We start from the raw sequence: 21,484 nt of genomic DNA, 5'->3' as shown, positions 1-21,484 counted from the left end.
ACAACCCAAGACAAGGAGGAACGGTCGGCATGACCGTTGTCCCGGCACAGCAAGGCGGCGGAGCGGGTGGCACCAGCGGCCTCTACGACGTCCTGGAACTCATCCTCGACCGAGGGCTCGTCATCGACGTGTTCGTGCGAGTCTCCCTGGTCGGCATCGAGATCCTGAAGATCGACGTCCGGGTCGTCGTCGCCAGCGTCGACACCTATCTGCGCTTCGCCGAGGCGTGCAACCGGCTCGACCTGGAGGCGGGACCGCGCAAGAGCCCCGGCCTGCCCGACGTCGTCGGCCAGATCACCGAGTCCGGTGCGCGCGGCAAGTCCAAGGGGGCGCTGTCCGGTGCCGCCGAAACCATCTCCGACGCCTTCAAGCAGGCACGCCAGGAAGGGGAGGCCGAACCCCGGCCGCGTCCCCGCAAGTCGGCCGCCGCACGCCGGAAGGAGGAGCAGGAGTGAGTACGTACGTCTACGGCATCACCGCCGCCTCCCATCCGGCCCTGCCCAAGAAGCTGTCCGGCGTCGGCGACCCGCCGCGCCCCGTTCGCGTCCTGACCGAGGCGGACCTGGCGGCCCTCGTCAGCGACGCGCCCGACGGGCTGCGCCCCAAGCGCCGGGACCTGCTGGCCCACCAGGCCGTGCTCGCCGAGACCGGCGCCGCCGGCTGTGTGCTGCCCATGCGGTTCGGCAGCGTCGCCCCCGACGACGGCTCCGTCACCGACGTGCTCGCCGAACGGGCCGAGCACTACAAGGAGCGCCTGCGGGAGCTGGACGGCAAGGTCGAGTACAACGTCAAGGCGGTGCACGACGAAGAGGCCGTCCTGCACCGGGTGCTCTCCGAGAACCCGGAGATCCGGGCCATGACCGAGGCCAACCGGCAGGCGGGTGGCGGCACTTACGATCAGCGGCTGCGGCTCGGCGAGACGGTGGTCTCCGCGGTGAAGGCCCGCGAGGCCGCGGACGCGGTCGAGGTGCGCGGCGCCCTGGAACCGGTCGCCGCCGCCGTGAGCACGGGCCCCGAGTCCGCCGGCTGGCTGGCCAACCTGTCGTTCCTGGTGGACCGAAGGGCGGCCGAGACGTTCGTGACCGCCGTGGAGGCGACCCGCAAGGCCTTCCCTCACCTCGAACTACGCCTCAACGGGCCGCTGCCGCCGTACAGCTTCGTCGAGCCCGGACCGGCCGAGCCGGCGGATTCCGTCCTCGGCGCCGACGCCGGCGAGGAGTGAGCCGTGGGGTTGCTCGGAGAGATCCTGCTGCTGCCGTTCGCCCCGGTGCGCGGCAGCGCGTGGGTGGTGAGACAGGTCCTGAGCGAGGCGGAACGGATCTACTACGATCCGGCCGCCGTCCGGGCCGAACTCGCCCAGCTCGAAGAGCGGTTGGAAGCAGGCGAGATCGATGAGGAGGAGTTCGACCGCCGGGAGGACGAACTCCTCGACCGGCTGGAGACGGGCCTGCGCACCGGCGCGGGCACAGGCAACGGGACGGCACGATGAACCGAATAGCACTGGGCCTCGCGATCGGGGCCGGATACGTCCTCGGACGTACGAAGAAGATGAAACTGGCGTTCGCCGTCGGCACGTTGGTGGCGGGCAAGCGGATGCAACTCGGCCCGCGGGCGCTCGCGGACCTGGTCACCGGGCAACTGGCGAACAACCCGCAGTTCAAGGAGATCGGGGACCAGCTGCGCGAGGACCTGCGAGGCGTCGGCAAGGCGGCGTCGGGCGCCATGGTCGCGCGACAGCTCGACGCGGTCGCCGACCGGCTGCACGGACGTACCGAACAGGTCCGTGACCAGCTCGCGGGCGTGGTACCCGAAACGCCCGACCTCGGCTTCGAGAGGAACGCGGAGGACGAGGAAGAGCCTGAAGAGGCCGAGTACGCCGAAGAAGCAGAAGACGCGGAAGACGCGGAAGACGCGGAAGGTGCCGAAGACTACGAGGAGTTCGACGACGAAGCGGAGCCGCCCCGGAACGACGAGGCCATGAAGGCGCCGGCGAAGAAGGCGGCCAAGAAGGCGCCGGCCAAGAAGGCGGCCGCGAAGAAGACGGCGGCGGCCGAGCAGCCCCCGGCCAAGCAGCCCCCGGCCCGGAAGAAGGCGCCGGCGAAGAAGGCGGCCAAGAAGACCGCGGCCACCGCGCGCAAGAGCACCAGCGGAGCCAGGAGCGCCGTCCGCGGCGCCCGGTCCCGGCTCCCGAAGGGGGGCGGTGAGTGATGACCGACACCCTCGGATCCGCACGCTCCGCCGCACGCGGGGCGACCGCGAGCCCGCTCGGCGACCTCGCTCACAGCGAAGCCGCCGACCGGCTCAAGGCCGAACTTCAGGAATACCTGGCCGCCCAGGCCCAGCGGATGCTGGTGGGCGTCGGCCGCAAGCTCGGCGAGACCACCGGCAAGCTGAACGACATCGCGGAGGGCAACAGCCCCGGCTTCGCCAAGCTCGCCCTCGACGGCGGCCGCAAGCTCGCCGAGGGCAAGGGGCCGCTGCGCAGCGCCCTGGAGCTCGGCGCCGCCCGCGCCAAGGACAACATCGTCGGCGCCCTGAAGAACCTCGGCGGCGGCAAGGGCAGGCGCAAGGGCGGCGCGGGGAAGAAGCCCACCGTCATCATCGAGTACATCGACGTCGGCGTACCGCTGCGCACCGCGTACGACCAGTGGACCCGCTACCAGGAGTTCAGCACCTTCGCGAAGGGTGTGAAGAGCGCGGGCCGCGCCGACGACACGAACTCCGACTGGCAGCTCAAGGTCTTCTGGTCCAACCGCAGTTGGAAGGCGCACACGACCGAGCAGGTCCCCGACGACCGCATCGCGTGGACGTCGGAGGGCGCCAAGGGCACGACGAAGGGTGTCGTCTCCTTCCACCACCTCGCGGACAACCTCACCCGCGTCCTGCTGGTGATCGAGTACTACCCCAAGGGTTTGTTCGAGAAGACCGGCAACATCTGGCGCGCCCAGGGCCGCCGGGCCCGCCTCGACCTCAAGAACTACGTCCGCTTCATCACCCTCAAGGGCGAGGCGGAGGAGGGCTGGCGCGGCGAGATCCGCGACGGCGAGGTCGTCCGCAGCCATGAGGACGTGGTGGCGGAGGAGGAGGCGTACGAGGAGGAAGAGGAGGAAGAGGAGGAAGAGGAGGACGCCGGCGAGTACGAGGACGCAGAAAACGCAGAAGACATAGAAAATCCAGAAGACGAAGAAGAGGAAGAGTACGAGTACGCAGAAGGCGGGAGTCGTCGATGACGATGGCCAGCCGGCTCCCCGAGCCCTACGGCTCGAACGGCGGTGCGAACCTCGCCGACATCCTGGAGCGCGTGCTCGACAAGGGCGTCGTCATCGCCGGCGACATCCGGATCAACCTGCTCGACATCGAGCTGCTCACCATCAAGCTGCGCCTCATCGTCGCCTCTGTCGACAAGGCACGCGAGATGGGTATCGACTGGTGGGAGGACGACCCGTCGCTGTCCTCGCGTGCCCGGCGCGACGAGCTCGCCCGTGAGAACGCCGAGCTGCGCGAGAGGCTTGCCGCCCTGGAGCCCGGCCGAGGGCAGGAGGAGATCCCATGACCGGCCTGCGTTACGTCTACGCCGTGTGCCGTCCCTTCCGGTCCGCGCTCCAGGCCCAGCTGAACGGCGTCGCGGGCGAGCCGCCGAAACAGCTGACGCACCACGGCCTGGTCGCGGTCCTCAGCACGGTGCCGGAGCGCGACTTCGCCGAGGAACCGCTCCGCGCCCATCTGGAGGACCTGGACTGGCTCACCGAGACCGCGCGTGCCCACCAGAGCGTGATCGACGCGCTCACCGTGGTCACCACTCCGCTGCCGCTCCGGCTCGCCACCGTCTTCCGGGACGACAGCGGTGTACGGATCATGATGGAGGCGCGCGAGGCCGAGTTCCGCCGCACCCTGGACCGGCTGGAGGGGCGGGTGGAATGGGGTGTGAAGGTGTACGTCGACCTGGAGCCCGCGGAGACCGGCCCGCCCGCGGGGCCGGCCGCGTCGGGCCGGGACTACCTGCGGCAGCGGCGTTCGCGGGCCCGTGCGCACGAGGACACGTGGCAGCACGCGGAGATGTTCGCGAGCAGCCTGCACACGACGCTTTCCGCGTGGGCCGAGGATTCCAGGCTGCACACCCCGCAGAGCACCTCCCTTTCCGGCGCCTCCGGACGGAATGTGCTCAACGCCGCCTATCTCGTGCCGCGTGCCGATTCCGAGGGGTTCGTCGAAATGGTGGACCGTACGAAGGACGAGGAAGCGGGAATTCGCGTCGAACTCACCGGGCCCTGGGCGGCCTATTCCTTCGTGGGGGAGGAGAGCGCGTGACGGTCATCGAACGCCGTGAGGTCGCCCTCGTGGATCTGCTCGACCGGCTGCTGGCCGGCGGCGTCGTCATCACGGGGGACGTCACCCTGCGCATCGCGGACGTCGACCTCGTCCGTATCGATCTGAACGCGCTGATCAGCTCCGTGAACGCACAGGTTCCCTCGCCCTTTCAGGGGCTGACATGACCCCGCGCAGCCGGCTCGACCTGGAGCCCGACACCGTCGAACGCGACCACGACCGGATGACCGAACTCCGTGAGCGCTACGGACTGCGGCCCGAGGACCTCAATCTGGACCTCGGGCCGCTCGGACCGCTGCTCCCCAGGGACTGATCCGATCAGGGATCGATCGATCGAAGGATCAATCGATCGAGGGGAGCCGACTCACAAGCCGACTCACCACCTGTACCAGCGGCCCCTGCCTCCGGCTGCCGTAGTGCCTCGCATGAGGAATCCCAGCAGCCACAGCACCAGCACTATCAGTGCAATCCACCACAGCAGCTTTACGGCGAATCCGGCACCGAAAAGTATCAGCGCCAGAAGAAGTACCAGCAGAATGGGAACCATAATTCCACCTCCTACTGGCCGGGTTTCCCGGAATCCGGATTTCAGGCTTTCTTGCGGCAGAGAATCTCCCCGTGCAGGACGCTGAACCAGCCGTCCTCCTGCTCGCCCCACGTACGCCAGGCGTCCGAGACGGACCGCAGCCGTTCGGGGGTCGCGTGACCGCCGGCCGTGGCCCGCTCGGCGTACCCGGAAGCCTCGGTGCGGTCCGCCCACAGGCCGCTCCACCAGGCCCGCTCCTCGGGCGTGGAGAAGGTCCAGGTGCTGGAGGTGGCGGTGATGTCGGTGAGGCCGGCCTCCAGCGCCCAGGACTTCAGCCGGCGCCCCGCGTCCGGCTCGCCGCCGTTGGCGCGGGCCACCCGCCGGTAGAGGTCCAGCCAGTCGTCCATGCCCGGTGACGCGGGATACCAGGTCATCGCCGCGTAGTCCGAGTCGCGGACGGCGATGAACCCGGTCGGCTTCGTCACCCGCACCATCTCGCGCAGCGCCCGCACCGGATCGCCGACGTGCTGGAGCACCTGGTGGGCGTGGACCACGCAGAACGTGTCGTCGGGGTGGTCCAGGGCGTGGACGTCGGCGACCGCGAAGTCGACGTTCGTCAGGCCGCGCTCGTCGGCCGTCGCCCGGGCCTGATCCAGGATCTCCGGCGCCCGGTCGACGCCGGTGACATGCCCCTCGGGGACCAGCGCCGCCAGGTCGGCGGTGATCGTGCCCGGACCGCAGCCGATGTCCAGGATCTTCATATGCGGTTTCAGTGAACCGAGCAGGTACGAGGCTGAGTTGGCGGCGGTCCGCCAGGTGTGCGAGCGAAGTACGGACTCATGGTGGCCGTGCGTGTAGACAGCGGTTTCCCGGGTTTTCTCCTGCGGTTTCGACATGCCGACACCGTACGTCGGCATGTCGAATGATGAGACCCGCATTTCATTATGTGGACGTGCCGTTCAGTGGGCGGTACACCGTGAGCGCCTCCGGCAGCTTCTCCAGCGTCACCTCGCCGTGCACTTCGGTGACTTCGCCGTCATGGGCGAGCGGTGTCCCCGGTGCGACGCCGGCCACGCGCAGTCGGTCCACCTGGACCGCGGCGTGGGCCGGGGAGCGGGTGAGCGGGCCCGCGAAGGCGGCCGCGAGCAGGCGCAACGCCGGTTTGCGGCCGCCGTGCACCACACGTACGTCGAAGCGGCCGTCCGCCAGATCCGTGCGGCGGCCCGGCACGAGGCCCATGCGGTGGTAGGTGCAGTTCCCCACGAACAGCAGCCACAACGGACGTGCCCGACCGTTCAGTTCGGCCTCCAGCGGATGCTGGTCGGCGTTCAGCACCCGCAGTGCCGCGAGCACTCCGGCCGGCCAGCCGCCGATGCGGTGCGACCAGCGGTCCCGCTCGCGCACCAGCTCCGGGTAGACGCCGAGGCTGCAGTTGTTGAGGAAGATGCCCCGGTGCTCGCCGGAGGCGAACCGGCCGACGTCCACCCGCACGGCCTCACCACCGCGGACGGCCCGGCTCAGATCGCGGGCGTCCTCCACACCCAGGTCGTAGGCGAAGTGGTTCAGCGTGCCGCCGGGCAGCACCGCGAGAGGCAGGCCGTGCCGCAGGGCGACCTCGGCCGCGGCGTTCACGGTGCCGTCGCCGCCGCAGACGCCGAGGGCCTGGGCGCGGGCGGCCGCCTTCGCCAACTCGTCGCGCATGTCGGCCGGTTCGCACTCCACGAGCTCGGCCTGCGGCAGCGCCTGGGCCAGCGTGCGCGCCCGGTCGGCGCTGCCCGCGGCGGTGTTGGACACGACGATCAGACCCGCACCGTCCGGCAACGCGGGGGCGTCCGCACGCGGCCGGGCCGGCGGGGTGCCCTGGACCCGGGTCGGCACCAGGCCCTGTACGGCGAAGGCGGCACCCGCGCCCAGCGCCGCGCCCGCGAGCACATCGCTCGGGAAGTGGACGCCGGTGTAGACGCGGGACAGGGCGACCGACCAGGCGAGCGGTGCCATCACGGCGCCCCAGGTGGGGGACTCCAGGGCGACGCCGGTCGCGAAGGCCGCAGCGGACGCGGAGTGACCGGACGGGAACGATGTGGTGATCGGCTGCCGCTTCAGGTGCCGCGCCGCCGGAACCGGGTCGAGGACGGGGCGCGGGCGGCGCACACTGCGCTTGCCGAGGGTGTTGATGGTGGCCGAGGCCAGGGCGAGGGAGGCGATACCGCGGGCCGCGGCACGGCGCCCCCGGGGCGTACGGCTCGCCGCCATGACGGCCGCCGCCGTGAACCACAGCACGCCGTGATTGGCGCTCCGGCTCAGCCGGGGCAGGACGTGTTCGGCGCCGGGCCAGTTGCGTTCGGCCGCGAACTCGAACAGCCGGGAGTCCAGCGCGAGCAGCCGGTCGCGCAGCGCGTGCCGGCCGGGGATGGGGGCGGTGAGGTCGACGTCTGGGTTCATGGGGTGCCGGGTACCCTGAAGTGCCCGTTTCTTGTACGCCGGGCCGCGAACGACACCCGGAGGACCCAGTAGATGCGCCTGCTCCTCATACGCCACGGCCAGACCCCCTCCAACGTGGACCATCTGCTGGACACGGCCGTTCCCGGGCCGGGTCTGACGGCACTCGGCGAGCGCCAGGCGGCCCTGCTGCCGCAGGCTCTCGCCGACGAGGACATCGACGCCCTGTACGTCTCCACCCTGATCCGCACCCGGCTCACCGCCGCCCCACTGGCCGCCGCCCGCGGCCTCGACATGCTCGTCCGCGACGGCATCCGGGAAGTGTCGGCGGGCGATCTTGAGATGCTGCCCGGCGACGCGGAGCACGGCCGGATCTACATGCAGACCGCGTTCGCCTGGGCGGCGGGTGACGTGGGCCTGCGGATGCCGGGCGGCGAGAGCGGCACCGAGGCGCTGGGCCGGTACGACGCCGTGGTCGCCGAGGCCGCCGGCAGCGGGGCCGGGACCGTCGCCATGGTCAGCCACGGCGCGGCGATCCGCGTGTGGACCGCGGCCCGCGCCGACAACGTCGACATCTCCTTCGCCGCCGCCCGCCCGCTCGACAACACCGGCGTGGTCGTCCTGGAGGGCTCCCCGTCCGACGGCTGGAAGGCGCTGTCGTGGGCGGGCGCCGTCGTGGAGGCCACCGGACCCGGCACCGAGGGCGGTCCCACCGGTCAGCCCCTGGAACCGGCCGAGTAGGCGCGATAAGAGTTTGCCCGGTCTCGTCCCCCGCCCGCAGAATGCGTTCCCATGGGACATCTGGAAGCCGCACATCTCGAGTACTACCTCCCCGACGGGAGGGCGCTGCTCGGCGATGTGTCCTTCCGGGTCGGTGAAGGCGCCGTCGTGGCCCTGGTCGGACCGAACGGCGCGGGCAAGACGACCCTGCTGCGGCTGATCTCCGGCGAGCTGAAACCGCACGGCGGGACCGTCACCGTGAGTGGCGGCCTCGGCGTCATGCGCCAGTTCGTGGGCTCCGTACGGGACGAGACGACCGTACGGGATCTGCTCGTGTCGGTCGCGCCGCCCCGGATCCGCGAGGCCGCGCAAGCGGTCGACAAGGCCGAGCACGCGATGATGAGCGTCGACGACGAGGCCGCGCAGCTGGCGTACGCGCAGGCGCTGGCCGACTGGGCGGAGGCGCGCGGATACGAGGCGGAGACGCTGTGGGACATGTGCACCACGGCCGCGCTCGGGGTGCCGTACGAGAAGGCGCAGTGGCGGCAGGTGCGGACCCTGTCCGGCGGTGAGCAGAAGAGGCTGGTCCTGGAGGCGCTGCTGCGCGGCACCGACGAGGTGCTGCTGCTCGACGAGCCCGACAACTACCTCGACGTGCCCGGCAAGCGCTGGCTGGAGGAGCGGCTGAAGGAGACCCGCAAGACGGTGCTCTTCGTCTCCCACGACCGTGAGCTGCTCGCCCGTGCCGCCGAGAAGATCGTCTCCGTCGAGCCCTCGCCCGCCGGCGCCGACGCCTGGGTGCACGGCGGCGGCTTCGCCACGTACCACGAGGCGCGACGCGAACGCTTCGCCCGCTTCGAGGAGTTGCGCAGGCGCTGGGACGAGAAGCACGCCCAGCTGAAGAAGCTGGTGCTGAATCTGCGGCAGGCCGCCTCCATCAGCCATGAGCTGGCCTCCCGCTACCAGGCCGCACAGACCCGGCTGCGCAAGTTCGAGGAGGCCGGGCCGCCGCCGGAGCCGCCGCGCGAGCAGGACATCAGGATGCGGCTGAAGGGCGGCCGTACCGGCGTAAGGGCCGTCACCTGCAAGGGACTTGAGCTCACCGGCCTGATGAAACCCTTCGACCTGGAGGTGTTCTACGGCGAGCGGGTCGCCGTCCTCGGCTCCAACGGCTCGGGCAAGTCCCACTTCCTGCGGCTGCTCGCCGGGGACACCGTCACGCACACGGGGGAGTGGAAGCTCGGCGCGCGCGTCGTGCCCGGGCACTTCGCGCAGACGCACGCCCACCCCGAGCTGGCCGGGCGCAAGCTGCTCGACATCCTGTGGACCGAGCACTCCCAGGACCGGGGCGCCGCGATGTCCCGGCTGCGCCGCTACGAGCTGACGAACCAGGCCGAGCAGAGCTTCGACCGGCTCTCCGGCGGCCAGCAGGCCCGCTTCCAGATCCTGCTGCTGGAGCTGGAGGGCGTCACGGCCCTGCTGCTCGACGAGCCGACCGACAACCTCGACCTGGAGTCCGCCGAGGCCCTCCAGGAGGGCCTGGAGGCCTTCGACGGCACGGTCCTCGCGGTCACCCACGACCGCTGGTTCGCCCGCTCCTTCGACCGCTACCTGGTCTTCGGCAGCGACGGCCGGGTCCGTGAGACGCCGGAGCCGGTGTGGGACGAACGGCGGGTGGAGCGGGCGCGCTGACCCGGGGAATGTTCGTACAGTGGAGGCGAGAAGCGAGATCCGGCGGGTACTCGAACCGTATGGACGACCACGACGAGCGGGGCACCACCATGACCGGAGTCGACCCGGGTCGGCTGGACGACCAGCAGCTCATGAAAGAGCTGGAGACCATCCACCGCACGCGCCACGACACACTGCTGCACGGCTCGAACGACGCGCTGCGCGCCCATAACGACCGTATGGCCCAGCTGGAGGGCGAGTATCTGCGCCGCAACCCGCGGCGACCGGTGGCCGCGGGGCGCACCCGCGAAGGGGCCCGGGAACGGGGCGGGGACACATAGTCCCGGCGAAGGCCGGAAGGTCAGACCGTCTGCCGGGCGAACACCGCGAGGAACGCCGCGTCGAACGCCTTCAGGTCGTCCGGCCTGCGACCGGTGATCAGCAGGTTCGGGCCCTTGTCGTCGATGTGGACCTGCTCGTCGACCCAGGTGCCGCCCGCGTTGCGGATGTCGGTCCGCAGGCTGGGCCACGAGGTCAGCGTCCGACCACGTACGACGTCCGCCTCGACGAGCGTCCACGGGGTGTGACAGATCGCGGCGACCGGCAGTCCCCGCTCGAAGAAGGCTGGACGAACGTCACCGCGCGCTCGTCCATGCGCAGGAAGTCCGGGCTGGCCACACCGCCGGGCAGCACCAGCCCGCCGAAGGACTCGGCCTGCACCTCACCGGGTTCCGTCGATACGAGAACCGGCTCGTGTCCCGCCTCGACCGCCGCCCGCCAGGGGTCGGTCAGCTCGATCTGCTCCACGCCCTCGGGTGCTGTCAGAAACGGGATGCGCATCGTTGTCCACCGTCCTTTCTCGGTGCCGCGCAGCTGCCGGTCGCTCAGCCGCGGGTCAGGGCTTCGGAGAGTTCCTGGACGTTGGCGTAGCGCGCCGAGCGCGGCTGCCGCTCCAGTGCCTCGACGAGGGCGTCCGGCGCGTACCGGCGCCGCAGCTCGCGTGCCAGTTCGCGCGGGCCCGCCGGGAAGGCGCCGCGGGCGAGGAACCTGGCCAGCTCCAGTCGGACCGCGGCCAGGGAGGCCCGGGTGCGGCCGGGTGCCACCGGACCGCCCGCGATCTCCGGGTCGTCCTCGGCCGTCGGCTCGGGGTCGTGCCATTCCTCGGTCCGTGTCGGATGGCCCGACCTGAGCAGACCCTGTAGTTCGTGCTTCATCTCGTCGTCGCGATGGACGCTCAGCCGGTCACTGCCTCGCTGCATGACTCCCTCCAGATCTTCGGGGTGAAGGCTCCGCGTACCCGAAGACCGGCGCGCGACACGCGGCTCATATCGGGAGGCGTGTTTGTGGGAGAGGGAGCAGGGCAGGCGAAGTACCAGTGCTTCGGACAGGAGGCACGTCCGTGGGAGCGACGCTTTCGCCGCCACGGCCGCGTCTGTCCGACGTGCGGCCGCACTCCCACGGTGACCGTCCAACCAGAGCACCGACCAAGGGAGTTGCGGCGCATCATGCCCACTCAAGTGAGCGCGAAGCACCACCCGCACGACGACGCCCCTGACACCGCGGGAGATTTCCGCAAGCTCGCCACGCTTCCGCCGGGCCCGCAGCACGACACGATCCGCGAGCGGATCGTCGAGTCCTGGCTGCCCATGGCCGACCGGCTCGCCGGGCGCTTCCGCAGTCGCGGTGAGAGCCTCGACGACCTGCGTCAGGTCGCGGCACTCGGCCTGGTCAAGGCCGTCGACCGGTACGACCCCGCACGTGGCAACGCCTTCGAGAGCTACGCCGTACCGACCATCACCGGGGAGATCAAGCGGCACTTCCGCGACCACATGTGGACGCTGCACGTGCCGCGCCGGGTCCAGGATCTGCGCAACCGTGTCCGGTTCGCCTGCCAGGACCTGTCGCAGACCGCGGCCGGCCAGCGGCCCACCGTGGCCGCGATCGCCGCGCACGCGAACATGAGCGAGGAAGACGTCCTGGTCGGCCTGGAGGCCCTGGAGAGCTTCACGGCCCTCTCCCTGGACGCCGAACTGCCCGGCAGCGAGGACGGCTACTCCCTGGGCGACGCCCTCGGCTCGCCCGACCCCGCACTCGACACGGTCGTGGACCGTGAGGCCGTACGGCATCGGCTGGCCGCGCTGCCGGAGCGTGAACGCGCCATCCTCTACATGCGGTTCTTCGGCGACATGACACAGAGCCGTATCGCCGAGCACCTCGGCATCTCCCAGATGCATGTCTCACGGCTGATCAGCCGGTGCTGCACCAGGGTGCGCGATCAGGTGCTGGAGGACGCGGCCTAGTCAGCCGCTCTTCCCGAGGGCCAGGGCCAGGTGCCTGGACATCGTGTCCATCGCCTGCGCCTCGGCCATCGAGAACGCCGGCCGGGCCCCGCACCGCAGCAGGGTGAGGACGCCGTGCACGGTGCCTGCGGCCGTCAGTGGCACGCACAGCAGGGATGTGACGTTCGCCTGTACGAGCAACGGGGCCCCGGACGCGTCACGGCCGAGGGCGTCCGGGTCCTCGGGGCGCACCTGGAGCGCCGGGGCGCCGCCACGTGCCGTTTCGACGACGAGGGGGGAATCGGCCGGATCCAGCGCTGCCAGCGCGGCCGATTCCTTCTCCGACGGACCGAGCACGGCCGTACGGGACAGCCGGGCGCCCCCCGCGTCGGCGATCACCCAGTCGGCGAACCGTCCGTGCAGCACGCGCGCCGCGCGCTCCAGGACCTCTCCGGGCGGGGCCGTGAGCAGCGCGGTGGTCATCGCGTCCAGCAGGTCCATCAGGGCCGCGTGCCGGGTGGTCTCGGTGAGATCCGGGACATGGCTGCCCGTGGCGCTGCGGTCCGGTGCCGGGTCCGCGGGCACACCGAGCCCGCCGGGCTGCAACAGGACGAGCACCGTGGTGCGCGGCTCACCGCTCGGCCGTACGGCGGTCAGCGTCACGTGCACCGGCTCGGCGGGGCGGCGCTGGAGATGGACGGTGAGGCTGCGGTCGCCCTCGCCGCGTGCCACGGCCGCGGCCTGGGAGCGGAACGCCGCCCGGCCGGCGTGGGCGAGGAACCCCGTGAGCGGCCGACCCGTCGCGTATCCGGACCGCACGCCCGTGAAGGCGGTCGCCGCGAGGTTCAGCCGGCGCACCACGGTCTCCCGGTCCACCAGCGCGACCGGCAGCGGGAGACACTGGAACACCGCGCGCAGCAGCCGCTGTTCCTGGCGGTCGGCGGGGGCCGGGCGGGGCTTGCCGTGTGTGGAGAGCCTCTCGTACCACGGCCACAACCGGTCGGCCACATGGTCGAGTTCGAAGATGGCCGCGTCCAGGACGGTGGGCAGGTCGTCGGCCGACACGGACCGTGCCGCCTTCAACTCCGCGACACGGCGCACGAAATCCGCGAGCTCTTCACCGAACTCTTCCATCTCCGCCATGCGATGAACCTAGCGCGTGGTAAAGCGTCCCGGGTCCGGCTGGCTCCATCGCGCAGCCTGATCCGTCTCCTCCCGCTGTTTCCCCGCCAGTTGACCGGGAAGCTGACGGGGGAGGGGAGGATCTCATCATGCCGGACACCCAGGACTCCGGCCGCTGGGGCGTGGAGTCCCCCGAATCCACGCTCCCCGGCCGGCGGCTGTCGGAACTGGTCGAGCAGGCCGCCCGCTGCACCACCCACTGCTGCGGAGCGAGCAGCACGGTGGGCGAGGACAGCCCCGAACGCCCCGCGGCCGTCACCCACCCCGACCTCTCCGCGCTCGTCGCGGTGCAGATGCGCTCAGGGGAGGGACCCATCCCGGCTGCCCTGGAACGCGGTGAGCCCGTCGACGCGACGGACCTGCTGAGCGAGGAGCGCTGGCCGCAGTACCGCGCCCTGGCGCTGGACTCGGGGGTGCGGTCGAGTGTCACCATCCCCTTCCGTCGCTCCGGGCTCACGGTCACGCTGAGCCTGTACAGCTTCCGGCCGGGCGCCCTGGAGGACGCCCCGCGCGGGCCGGCCCGGGCGCTCGGCGACCTGGCCGCGACCTGCCTGGTCCGCGACCGCTCCTACCGCGCCGCGCTCAGGGAACTCGACCAACTCGGCACCGCGCTGCGCACCCGCCCCGTCGTCGACCAGGCGTGCGGCATCGTCATGCACGTACTCGGCTGCGACGCGGACGCCGCCTTCGCAATCCTGCGCCGTATCTCCCAGAGCACCCAGCGCAAGCTGGGCGACGTGGCGTCCGCGGTCGTCGACCGGCGTGGCCGAGGCCTGGAGGCGGATCTGGCGGCGCTGCTGAACTGAGCCGGGGCCACGGGCCGCGCGCGGAGGCGGCGCGCGGCGACGGTCTGCCCGGTGGCGGTAAACCCCGCGTCACCCGCTCGGCCGAGTCCGTCCCGCGAATGGTGCCCGGCCGCGCGCGCCGGGCTGCCGTGCGGGCTGTGATGGCTGCGGGGGCACGACCATCGCGCCCCCGCAGCCGTCGGCCGAAGGAGTCCACGCCATGCGCCGCACCGTCCGTGCCCTGTCCGTCGCCGCCCTGGCCGGTGTCCTCCCGGTCATCGCCGCCGCGGCCGCCTTCGCGGATCCGGCCGCGGAGGTCAGCCCAGGACAGGTCTCCCCGGGCCGCAGCATCACCGTGTCGGTCTCCTGCGACGCCCTGGGCGGTCCCGCGCCCGCCGCCCTCGACGCCGCGTCAGAGGCCTTCGAGGAGGGCACCGTCCCGCTGCGCCGGGTCGCCGGCAACGAGGACGGCGTGTCGGGGCCCGCCTACTCCGGCACCGCCCGTATCGCTCCGGCCGAGGATCTGGACGGCGACGGCGGTGTCGGCCCCGACACCGCGTGGACCGTCGACGGGAACTGTCCGGCCGCTCCCGGCGGGCAGGGCAAGGCGTGGAGTGCCACGTTCACCGTGCCCCGCAGCGGCAGCAGCGGCCCGTGCGCCGACCCGCTCGACCTGACCTGCGCCACCAGCAAGCCGTGCCCCGAGCCGACGGTCACCTCCTGCGCCACGAGCAAACCCTGTCCCGAGCCGACCGTCACCTCCTGCCGCACGAGCAAGCCCTGCCCCGAACCGACCGCCACCTCCTGCGCCACCGACAAGCCCTGTCCCGAGCCGCACGACACCTCCTGCGGCGGTGCGGTGATCGAGCACGGAGTCCATGCCGGCGAGGGAGGGGCCTTCAACGACTCCGTGCCCGCCCTGGTGGCCGGCGGTGTGCTGATCGCGGGCGCGTTCGGCGGTGCCGTGTACCGGCTGCGACGCAAGGCGTCGGCGCCCGGCGAGGACTGCTGACCGCCATCGCCTCCCTCGTGTGACCGGCACGACCCGAGCGATACCCCATGGCTCACCGGGACCCTGGGTACGGACAGCCCAGGGACCCGCACCGGACGACGGGCGACCCAGCGACACCGAACCGGACCGGAGGGACCATGCCGCGGACGGACCCGGAAGGCCACGGCCCTGTCCGCTACGGGCCGCCGATCCCGGACGACGGGCTGCCCGTGCTGCCCGAACTCTCCGACGTGGTCGCCGAAGCCGCCACCCGTGCCGTGAGCGAACCGATCGGCGGCGGCCCCGCGCTCCTGGACGCCGCGTGCGGCTACTGGGAGCGGCGGGGCCTTGCCGTCGGGCCCGAACGGACCGTCGCCGCGCCGGGCGCGCCCGCGCTGCTGCTGGCGCTGACCTACGCCATCGGCGGCGACGTCCTGGTGCCCCGGCCCTGCGCGGCCTGGTGGGCGCCGTACGCACGGCTGTTGGGCAGACCCGTCTTCCATGTGGCGACACCCGCCGAGTGCGGCGGTGTCCCGGATCCGTACGCCCTGTTGGAGACCGTGCGCCGGGTCCGTGCCGAGGGCGGTGATCCGCGGCTGCTGGTGCTGTCCGTCGCCGACGACCCCACGGCCACCGTCGCACCGCCCGAAGTACTGCACGCGGCCCTCGAAGCCGCCGAGAGCGAGGGGCTGCACCTGGTCAGCGACGAGACCTGGCGCGACACCCTGCACGCCCCGCACGACACCGTGCTGCTCAGCCCCGCCGAGATGCTGCCCGACCGGGTCACCGTCTTCACCGACCTGGCCGGCGCGCTGCTGCCGCCCGGCTGGCCCGCCGCCGTCGCCCGCTTCCCGGCCGGCGAGACGGCCGACGGCCTCCACGCGCGCGTGCTCGACGTGCTCACCGCGCTCGGCGCCCGCGTCGCCGGACCGGTCGCCGCCGCGGCCGCGTACGCGCTGACGGAGCCCGAGCCGGTGACCGTACGGCAGTCCGCCGCCGTACGCCTGCACGCGCGCGTGGCCGCCGCGGTGCACGCCGCCGTCGTCTCGGCGGGCACCCTCGCCCGCCCGCCGCAGTCCGGCCGCCATCTCTACGTCGACCTCGGCCCGTTGCGCGCCGCGCTCACCGAGCACGGGGTCGGCGACGCCCAGGAACTGGAGGACTTCCTCGCCGCCCGGCTCGGCATGCCCGCGCCCGGCGGCCACCGTTTCGGTGACGACCTGGGGGCGCTGCGCGTACGGCTGTCCACCGGGCCGCTGCTCGGCGCAGCGGACACCGAGCGCGCGGAATGCCTCAGCTCACCCTCGCCGTTGGAACTGCCACACGTGCACCGTGCGTTGATCCACCTGAAGTCGGTCTTCGACGATCTCCGCGACGACGCTCAGCGATGGGAGCCTCCTCGATGACACAGCAGTCCGAGTCGCCCACCACGAGTTCGCCCACGACGAGTTCGCCCACCCGGGAAGCCGACGCACCTCCGGCCCCGTCACCCTTCGCGCCCCCGTTCCCGCCCCTCGCCGAACCCCGCCCGCTCGGCGAACGCCGGGTGTGGCCCCGGACGTTCCACGACCGGCTGACCGCCCCGCTGCCCGGCCTCAAGGCCGCCGCCCGCTTCGCCCGCGAAGGCGCCGTGCGACCGGGCAAGGAGGGCCTCGCCGACATCCCGCGGCTGCCCTTCGAGCCCGCCCCGCTGCCCCGCGTCGACGCGCGCACGGTCGCCGTCTCCTGGGCGGGGCACGCCAGTTGGGTCGTCCGGATCGGCGGACTCACCGTCCTCACCGACCCGGTCTGGTCCCGCCGCATCCTCGGCACCCCGGCCCGTATCACCCCCGTCGGCATCGACTGGGACGACCTTCCGCACGTGGACGCGGTCGTCATCAGCCACAACCACTACGACCACCTGGACGCCCCCACCCTGAGCCGCCTCCCGCGCGACACCCCGATGTTCGTGCCCGCCGGCCTCGCCCGCTGGTTCCACCGCCGTCGCTTCACCTGCGTCACCGAGCTGGACTGGTGGGAGGCGGCGGAACTGCACGGCGTGCGCCTCGACTTCGTGCCCGCCCACCACTGGTCCAAGCGCAGCCTCGTCGACACCTGCCGCAGCCTCTGGGGCGGCTGGGTGCTGACCGCCCCCGACGGACAGCGTGTCCACTTCGCCGGCGACACGGGCTACGGCCACTGGTTCTCCCGAATCGGCCGCCGCTACCCCGGCATCGACCTCGCCCTCCTCCCCATCGGCGCCTACGACCCCCGCTGGTGGCTCAGCGACGTCCACTGCGACCCGGAGGAGGCGGTACGGGCAGCCCAGGATCTGGGGGCCAGACGGATGGCTCCGATGCACTGGGGGACGTTCGTGCTGTCGGCGGAGCCGGTGCTGGAACCGCTGACGCGGGTGCGGGCGGCGTGGGAGAAGGCGGGCCTGGCACGCGAGGACCTGTGGGACCTGCCCGTCGGAGGCTCACGGCTGCTCCAGCGGGCCTAGGGGCGCGCGGCCCGAACCCGCCTCCACACACTCGGCGCCGCGCTGATCGCAAGGGTCAGCGCGACCGCCGCGACCACCCCTTGCCAAGGTTCCCTGAACAGCGCTCCGCCGAGGATCCCGATCAACTGATAGGTCACGGCCCAGGCCATGCACGCCGGAAAGTTGCCCCGGGCGAACCTCCGCAACGGCCACTTCGCCATCAGACAGGCCAGCATCACCGGAATCCGTCCGGCCGGCACCAGCCGGGACAACACCAGTACGGCAACCCCGTGATCGACCAGCTTCTCCTGCGCCCGCGCCAGCCGCTCCTCCGGCGCACGCGAGCGAATGGCCTCCAGCCATCGCGACCCGTTCTTCGACCCCATCCCGCGCCGCCCCAGCCAGTACAGGGCGATGTCCCCGAGAAACGCGGCAAGCGACGCCGTGACAAAGACCAGCGCCAGCGCGAACGGCGCCGTCTGATGGAACGCCACCACGGCCGCCGAACTCACCAGCGCCCCCGTGGGCACCACCGGCACCAGCGCCCCGATCAGCACCAGCAGAAACAGCGACGGATAGCCGATCGCCTGCTGCGTCGACTCCTGTTGCGTGGTCGTCGCGACAACCGCGAGCCACGTCACCGCGCCACCTCCAGGCGCACGCTCTCCCCGTGTCCGAGCAGATGCACCGCCACCTCGGGCGCGACCCCGGAGGCCAGTCGCACGAACTCCGCGCCCGGCGCATGGAATTCGTGCGGGCGTACGGCGTCCATCCCGATCGGCCAGTACGTGCCGTAGTGCACCGGCACCGCGCTGCGCGGTGCCAGCCTGGCCAGCGCCTGAGCGGCCCGGCTCGCGTCCAGATGGCCCTCGCCGAGATACGGCCCCCAGCCGCCGACCGGCAGCAGCGCCACGTCGACCGGCCCGACCTCCTCGGCCATCGAGTCGAACAGCCCCGTGTCCCCGGCGAAGTACGTGCGCGCCTCGCCCTCGACGACATAGCCGAGCGCGGGGGAGCGGTGCGCTCCGACCGGCAGCCGTCGTCCGTCGTGCCGCGCGGGCACGGCCCGTATGAGCAGGCCCCCGACCACCGTCTCGTCGCCGGGCTCCACCTCACGGATCCGGAGATGGCCGAGCCTGCGCAGCCCCGGCACCGCCCGGGGTGCGCCCCGGGGCACGAGCAGGCGGGTGCCGGGCGCGAGGGTGGCGAGGGAGGGAACGTGCAGGTGGTCGGCGTGCAGATGGGAGACGAGCGCCACGTCCGCTTGCCGGGCCCGGGGCGGTGGCACTGCGCCTCGCCGGCGGCGCAGATGCGCGAGCCGGCGCGCGAACAGGGGATCGGTGAGCACGCGTACGTCCGAGTCCGCGACCGTGCAGGTGGCGTGACCCCACCAGGTGATCTCCACCGGCACCTCTTTGCCTCCTTCGCGCGACTCCCCCGAAGCCTACGACCAGGAGTAGTGTCGGCGCCTGAAACCCGGAGGTGAGGGGGACGCCATGGGACCGGTACGTGTCACGACGATCGCGAGTCTGACGCCACTGGAAGAGCTGGACGAGGACCCCTTCCTGGTGGACTCCCGCAGCCAGCACGCCATGTGCGCCAGCTGGGCCGCGGAGCGGGGCTACACCGTGAGCCGGGAGCTGCTGGTCCGCGGGCTGCGCCCCGACCACTGCGTGCTCTGGGACGGCGTCCGGCCCGGCGTCGACCTGTTCGTGGCCCCCAGCCGCCGGGTCCTGGAGAGCGCCCTGTCCTCCGTCGACGAGTTCACCGCCGAGTGCGCCCGGCGCGGGGTGCGGGTGGAGACGGTGGGGGTCGCGGAGCCCGCGTACGACTCGCAGATGAAGGCCCGTGTCCACCGGCGGCTGTCGATGCCGACGGCGGGGTACGACGGCCGCTGAGCGCCCCCGGCGCCCGCCCGCAACCGACGACTTCTCGCGGTGTGCCACGCTGGAAGCGGCCCGCATCGATGACGGACCAGGACGTGAGGTGTGCGGGTCGTGCGTGGTGGGCGTTGGCGGCGGGTCGTCAGTCAGGTGGGGCGGAGTGTCGCCGTGTGGGCGGTCTCCACGGTCACCATGCTCGTGCTCGCCGGCATCCTGCCCGACTTCCAGCTGCGGTCCGCGGACGGTGACAGCGCCACCGACATCGCGGTGACCGCCGCGTTCGGGGCGGGAGCGTTCGGTGTGCTGTCGGCGGTGGTGTGGCCGCTCCTGGTCCGGCTCCTGCTGCTGGTGCCCGCGCTCGTCCTCGGGCTGCTGGTGTTCTTCCTGAACGGCGCGCTGCTGCTGCTGGCGCTGCGCCTCGACCCGACCGAGGGCGGCGCCGTCGCTTGGGAGACCGCGGTCGTGGTCGCCGCGGTGATGTCCGCCGTCGCCTCCGCCACCGGCGGCGCCCTGGCCGTCCGCGACGACGACGCCTACCGCCGTCGGCTGTACCGCCTCGCCGAACGCCGCCGCGGCTCCGGGCCGCCCTGCCCCGCCGTCCCCGGCACCGTCTTCCTGCAACTCGACGGAGTCGGCCACGACGTGCTGCTCGACGCGGTCGGCAAGGGCCTCATGCCGACCGTCGCCCGCTGGCTCGCCACGGGGGACAGAGCCCGGCCCACCCACCGGCTCACCGCCTGGCGCACCGACTGGTCCAGCCAGACCGGCGCCAGCCAGCTCGGCATCCTGCACGGCAGCAACCACGACGTACCCGCGTTCCGCTGGTACGAGAAGGACCGCCGGGAGGTGATGGTCAGCAACCGCCCGACCAGCGCCGCCGAACTCCAGCGCCGTGCCGTCGAGCGCACCGGCGACGCCGGACTGCTCTCCGTCGACGGCGCCAGCCGCGGCAACCTGTTCAGCGGCGGCGCCGACGAACAGGCCCTCGTGCTGTCCATCGCCATCAGGAGGCGCCACCGGGAGAACCGTTCCCGGGCGGGCTACTTCGCGTACTTCTCCGACCCGGCGAACGCCGTGCGCACCGCCCTGTCCTTCGTCGCCGAGGTCGGCCGCGAGATCGGCCAGTCCAGCCGGGCCCGCTTCTGCAAGGTCCGTCCGCGGGTCGGCCGCGGCGGCCTCTACCCCTTCGTCCGCGCCTTCGCGACCGTCGTCGAACGGGACGTCGTGGTCGCCGCCGTGATGGGCGACATGCTCGCCGGGCGCACCGCCGTCTACGCGGACCTGGTGGCGTACGACGAAGTGGCGCACCACTCCGGACCGATGAGCCGCGATGCCGGGAAGGTCCTCGAACGCCTCGACCGGGCGCTCGCGCTGATCGAGAAGGTCGCCGAGCACGCCCCGCGGCAGTACCGGATCGTCGTGCTCTCGGACCACGGGCAGAGCCCGGGCGAGACCTTCCGGGCCCGCTACGGCCTCTCCCTCGGCGATCTGGTGCGGGCCGGCTGCGGGCTGCCCGTGCCGCGCAAGGCGCAGCGCACGCACAGCGGCGCCGAGGCCCGCGCGGCCGTACGGGCCGCGCTGCGCCGGCCGGTCGAGGAGCGCGGCGAGCAGTACCGCCCCTCGCGCCGCCACTCCGAGCCACTGGTGCTGGCCTCGGGGAACCTCGCGCTGGTCTCCTTCCCGGACACGCCGCACCGGATGAGCAAGGAGGAGATCGACGCCCGCCACCCCGCCCTGCTGACCACGCTCGCCAACCACCCCGGCATCGGCTTCCTGCTCGTCCGCAGCGAACAGCACGACGGTGTCGTCCTCGGCCCGTACGGCACGGAGATCCCGCTGGACCGACTCGACGAGGACCCGGGTCCCCTCAAGGACTTCGGCCCCGGCGCCGCCGACGCCGTCCGGCGCACGCACTCCTTCCCGCACACCGCCGACATCATGGTCAACTCCTGGTACGACCCGGCCGACGGCGAAGTCCTCGCCTTCGAGGAGCAGATCGGCTCGCACGGCGGCCTCGGCGGCGCCCAGGCGAAGCCCTTCCTGCTGTCGCCCGTCGCCCTGTCCGCCCCGGTCGACGACGCAACTGAACTCGTCGGCGCCGAGCACGTCCACCGCGTCCTGCGCCGCTGGCTGCGCGAGTCGAACGGGCCGCAGGTGCCGCTGACGACGGAGCCGGAGGAGCGGGCCGCCTGAAAACCGGGTGCGTCAAAACGGTCGTACG

The 21,484-nt window shown here is 72.3% G+C and carries 26 protein-coding genes and 1 pseudogene; 19 read left to right on the top strand and 8 right to left on the bottom strand.

The window, feature by feature from the left end; translation table 11 throughout:
- Window positions 1-29 precede the first annotated feature (29 nt).
- Genes ACIHFB_RS17245 through gvpK form a run of 9 tightly spaced genes read left to right on the top strand, consistent with a single transcriptional unit; the run spans window position 30 to window position 4,639 of the window.
- Window positions 30-455: a gas vesicle structural protein GvpA gene (locus tag ACIHFB_RS17245; RefSeq protein ID WP_365273738.1), complete on the top strand. Its 426-nt coding sequence runs from the start codon at window positions 30-32 to the stop codon at window positions 453-455.
- A complete protein-coding gene (locus tag ACIHFB_RS17240) occupies window positions 452-1,222 on the top strand; it encodes a GvpL/GvpF family gas vesicle protein (RefSeq protein WP_400127224.1) in 771 nt (256 codons plus the stop codon). Before ACIHFB_RS17245 ends, ACIHFB_RS17240 begins: the two co-directional genes overlap by 4 nt.
- 3 nt (window positions 1,223-1,225) lie before the next feature.
- Entirely contained in the window at window positions 1,226-1,489 is a 264-nt protein-coding gene (locus tag ACIHFB_RS17235; RefSeq protein WP_365273732.1) for a gas vesicle protein GvpG, read from the top strand.
- Complete coding sequence (locus tag ACIHFB_RS17230) at window positions 1,486-2,208, top strand: DNA primase (RefSeq protein ID WP_400127223.1); 723 nt, start codon at window positions 1,486-1,488, stop codon at window positions 2,206-2,208. Before ACIHFB_RS17235 ends, ACIHFB_RS17230 begins: the two co-directional genes overlap by 4 nt.
- On the top strand, window positions 2,208-3,230 hold the full coding sequence (locus ACIHFB_RS17225; protein ID WP_400127222.1) for an SRPBCC family protein: 1,023 nt from the start codon (window positions 2,208-2,210) through the stop codon (window positions 3,228-3,230). Before ACIHFB_RS17230 ends, ACIHFB_RS17225 begins: the two co-directional genes overlap by 1 nt.
- A complete protein-coding gene (locus ACIHFB_RS17220; RefSeq protein WP_365273722.1) occupies window positions 3,227-3,553 on the top strand; it encodes a gas vesicle protein in 327 nt (108 codons plus the stop codon). Before ACIHFB_RS17225 ends, ACIHFB_RS17220 begins: the two co-directional genes overlap by 4 nt.
- The gene (locus ACIHFB_RS17215; protein ID WP_400127221.1) at window positions 3,550-4,308 is read left to right on the top strand and encodes a GvpL/GvpF family gas vesicle protein; all 759 of its coding nucleotides are present in this window, start codon (window positions 3,550-3,552) and stop codon (window positions 4,306-4,308) included. The genes ACIHFB_RS17220 and ACIHFB_RS17215 overlap by 4 nt, the downstream gene beginning before the upstream one ends.
- Window positions 4,305-4,493: a gas vesicle protein gene (locus tag ACIHFB_RS17210; protein ID WP_365273716.1), complete on the top strand. Its 189-nt coding sequence runs from the start codon at window positions 4,305-4,307 to the stop codon at window positions 4,491-4,493. Before ACIHFB_RS17215 ends, ACIHFB_RS17210 begins: the two co-directional genes overlap by 4 nt.
- Window positions 4,490-4,639, top strand: coding sequence for a gas vesicle protein GvpK (gene gvpK / locus ACIHFB_RS17205; protein WP_365273713.1), 150 nt, complete (start codon window positions 4,490-4,492; stop codon window positions 4,637-4,639). Before ACIHFB_RS17210 ends, gvpK begins: the two co-directional genes overlap by 4 nt.
- Before the next feature lie 63 nt (window positions 4,640-4,702).
- Here the strand turns inward: gvpK and ACIHFB_RS17200 are convergent, their stop codons facing one another.
- From ACIHFB_RS17200 to ACIHFB_RS17190, 3 genes are read right to left on the bottom strand one after another with little or no spacing between them, the layout of a single operon-like run.
- Window positions 4,703-4,873 carry a hydrophobic protein gene (locus tag ACIHFB_RS17200; protein WP_365273710.1) on the bottom strand — a complete coding sequence of 57 codons (171 nt, stop codon included), beginning with the start codon at window positions 4,871-4,873 and terminating at the stop codon, window positions 4,703-4,705.
- A 41-nt stretch (window positions 4,874-4,914) separates the two neighbouring features.
- On the bottom strand, window positions 4,915-5,748 hold the full coding sequence (locus ACIHFB_RS17195; RefSeq protein WP_400127220.1) for a methyltransferase domain-containing protein: 834 nt from the start codon (window positions 5,746-5,748) through the stop codon (window positions 4,915-4,917).
- Between the two features lie 46 nt (window positions 5,749-5,794).
- Entirely contained in the window at window positions 5,795-7,294 is a 1,500-nt protein-coding gene (locus ACIHFB_RS17190; protein WP_365273704.1) for a phosphatase PAP2 family protein, read from the bottom strand.
- Window positions 7,295-7,366: 72 nt separating this feature from the next.
- On the opposite strand from ACIHFB_RS17190, the gene ACIHFB_RS17185 reads away from it, so the two are divergent.
- From ACIHFB_RS17185 to ACIHFB_RS17175, 3 genes are read left to right on the top strand one after another with little or no spacing between them, the layout of a single operon-like run.
- Window positions 7,367-8,032, top strand: a complete 666-nt coding sequence (locus ACIHFB_RS17185; RefSeq protein WP_365273701.1) for a histidine phosphatase family protein — start codon at window positions 7,367-7,369, stop codon at window positions 8,030-8,032.
- A gap of 51 nt (window positions 8,033-8,083) precedes the next feature.
- The gene (locus tag ACIHFB_RS17180; protein ID WP_400127219.1) at window positions 8,084-9,703 is read left to right on the top strand and encodes an ABC-F family ATP-binding cassette domain-containing protein; all 1,620 of its coding nucleotides are present in this window, start codon (window positions 8,084-8,086) and stop codon (window positions 9,701-9,703) included.
- A gap of 59 nt (window positions 9,704-9,762) precedes the next feature.
- Entirely contained in the window at window positions 9,763-10,023 is a 261-nt protein-coding gene (locus ACIHFB_RS17175) for a DUF6158 family protein (protein ID WP_365273695.1), read from the top strand.
- A gap of 20 nt (window positions 10,024-10,043) precedes the next feature.
- Here the strand turns inward: ACIHFB_RS17175 and ACIHFB_RS17170 are convergent.
- Window positions 10,044-10,522: pseudogene (locus ACIHFB_RS17170) on the bottom strand (type 1 glutamine amidotransferase domain-containing protein).
- Between the two features lie 44 nt (window positions 10,523-10,566).
- Window positions 10,567-10,941 (bottom strand): DUF2795 domain-containing protein, encoded by a 375-nt coding sequence (locus ACIHFB_RS17165; RefSeq protein ID WP_400127218.1) that lies wholly within the window; start codon window positions 10,939-10,941, stop codon window positions 10,567-10,569.
- Between the two features lie 246 nt (window positions 10,942-11,187).
- Between ACIHFB_RS17165 and ACIHFB_RS17160 the strand changes: the two genes are divergently transcribed.
- Window positions 11,188-11,982: an RNA polymerase sigma factor SigF gene (locus ACIHFB_RS17160; protein ID WP_365273689.1), complete on the top strand. Its 795-nt coding sequence runs from the start codon at window positions 11,188-11,190 to the stop codon at window positions 11,980-11,982.
- Here ACIHFB_RS17160 and ACIHFB_RS17155 read toward each other — a convergent pair whose 3' ends face one another.
- Window positions 11,983-13,104, bottom strand: coding sequence for a GAF domain-containing protein (locus tag ACIHFB_RS17155; RefSeq protein ID WP_400127217.1), 1,122 nt, complete (start codon window positions 13,102-13,104; stop codon window positions 11,983-11,985).
- A gap of 128 nt (window positions 13,105-13,232) precedes the next feature.
- On the opposite strand from ACIHFB_RS17155, the gene ACIHFB_RS17150 reads away from it, so the two are divergent.
- From ACIHFB_RS17150 to ACIHFB_RS17135, 4 genes are all read left to right on the top strand, one after another.
- Window positions 13,233-13,949 (top strand): GAF and ANTAR domain-containing protein, encoded by a 717-nt coding sequence (locus ACIHFB_RS17150; RefSeq protein ID WP_365273686.1) that lies wholly within the window; start codon window positions 13,233-13,235, stop codon window positions 13,947-13,949.
- 199 nt (window positions 13,950-14,148) lie between these two features.
- Window positions 14,149-14,940 carry a hypothetical protein gene (locus ACIHFB_RS17145; RefSeq protein ID WP_365273683.1) on the top strand — a complete coding sequence of 264 codons (792 nt, stop codon included), beginning with the start codon at window positions 14,149-14,151 and terminating at the stop codon, window positions 14,938-14,940.
- 137 nt (window positions 14,941-15,077) lie between these two features.
- On the top strand, window positions 15,078-16,325 hold the full coding sequence (locus ACIHFB_RS17140) for an aminotransferase class I/II-fold pyridoxal phosphate-dependent enzyme (protein ID WP_365273680.1): 1,248 nt from the start codon (window positions 15,078-15,080) through the stop codon (window positions 16,323-16,325).
- Window positions 16,322-17,401, top strand: coding sequence for an MBL fold metallo-hydrolase (locus ACIHFB_RS17135; RefSeq protein ID WP_400127216.1), 1,080 nt, complete (start codon window positions 16,322-16,324; stop codon window positions 17,399-17,401). The genes ACIHFB_RS17140 and ACIHFB_RS17135 overlap by 4 nt, the downstream gene beginning before the upstream one ends.
- On the opposite strand, the gene ACIHFB_RS17130 is transcribed toward ACIHFB_RS17135, so the two are convergent.
- Both ACIHFB_RS17130 and ACIHFB_RS17125 read right to left on the bottom strand, forming a co-directional pair.
- Complete coding sequence (locus tag ACIHFB_RS17130) at window positions 17,398-18,021, bottom strand: VTT domain-containing protein (protein WP_365273674.1); 624 nt, start codon at window positions 18,019-18,021, stop codon at window positions 17,398-17,400. The genes ACIHFB_RS17135 and ACIHFB_RS17130 overlap by 4 nt on opposite strands.
- Window positions 18,018-18,791, bottom strand: a complete 774-nt coding sequence (locus ACIHFB_RS17125; RefSeq protein WP_365273672.1) for an MBL fold metallo-hydrolase — start codon at window positions 18,789-18,791, stop codon at window positions 18,018-18,020. Before ACIHFB_RS17125 ends, ACIHFB_RS17130 begins: the two co-directional genes overlap by 4 nt.
- An 85-nt stretch (window positions 18,792-18,876) precedes the next feature.
- Between ACIHFB_RS17125 and ACIHFB_RS17120 the strand changes: the two genes are divergently transcribed.
- Window positions 18,877-19,278: a hypothetical protein gene (locus tag ACIHFB_RS17120; protein ID WP_365273669.1), complete on the top strand. Its 402-nt coding sequence runs from the start codon at window positions 18,877-18,879 to the stop codon at window positions 19,276-19,278.
- A 90-nt stretch (window positions 19,279-19,368) separates the two neighbouring features.
- The gene (locus ACIHFB_RS17115) at window positions 19,369-21,456 is read left to right on the top strand and encodes a phage holin family protein (RefSeq protein WP_400127215.1); all 2,088 of its coding nucleotides are present in this window, start codon (window positions 19,369-19,371) and stop codon (window positions 21,454-21,456) included.
- The last annotated feature ends 28 nt before the right edge of the window (window positions 21,457-21,484 follow it).

Source organism: Streptomyces sp. NPDC051963 (assembly GCF_044593495.1).
Classification (GTDB): domain Bacteria; phylum Actinomycetota; class Actinomycetes; order Streptomycetales; family Streptomycetaceae; genus Streptomyces.
Note: the sequence above shows the minus strand (reverse complement) of the source record. Positions and strands in the feature narration are given on the sequence as shown.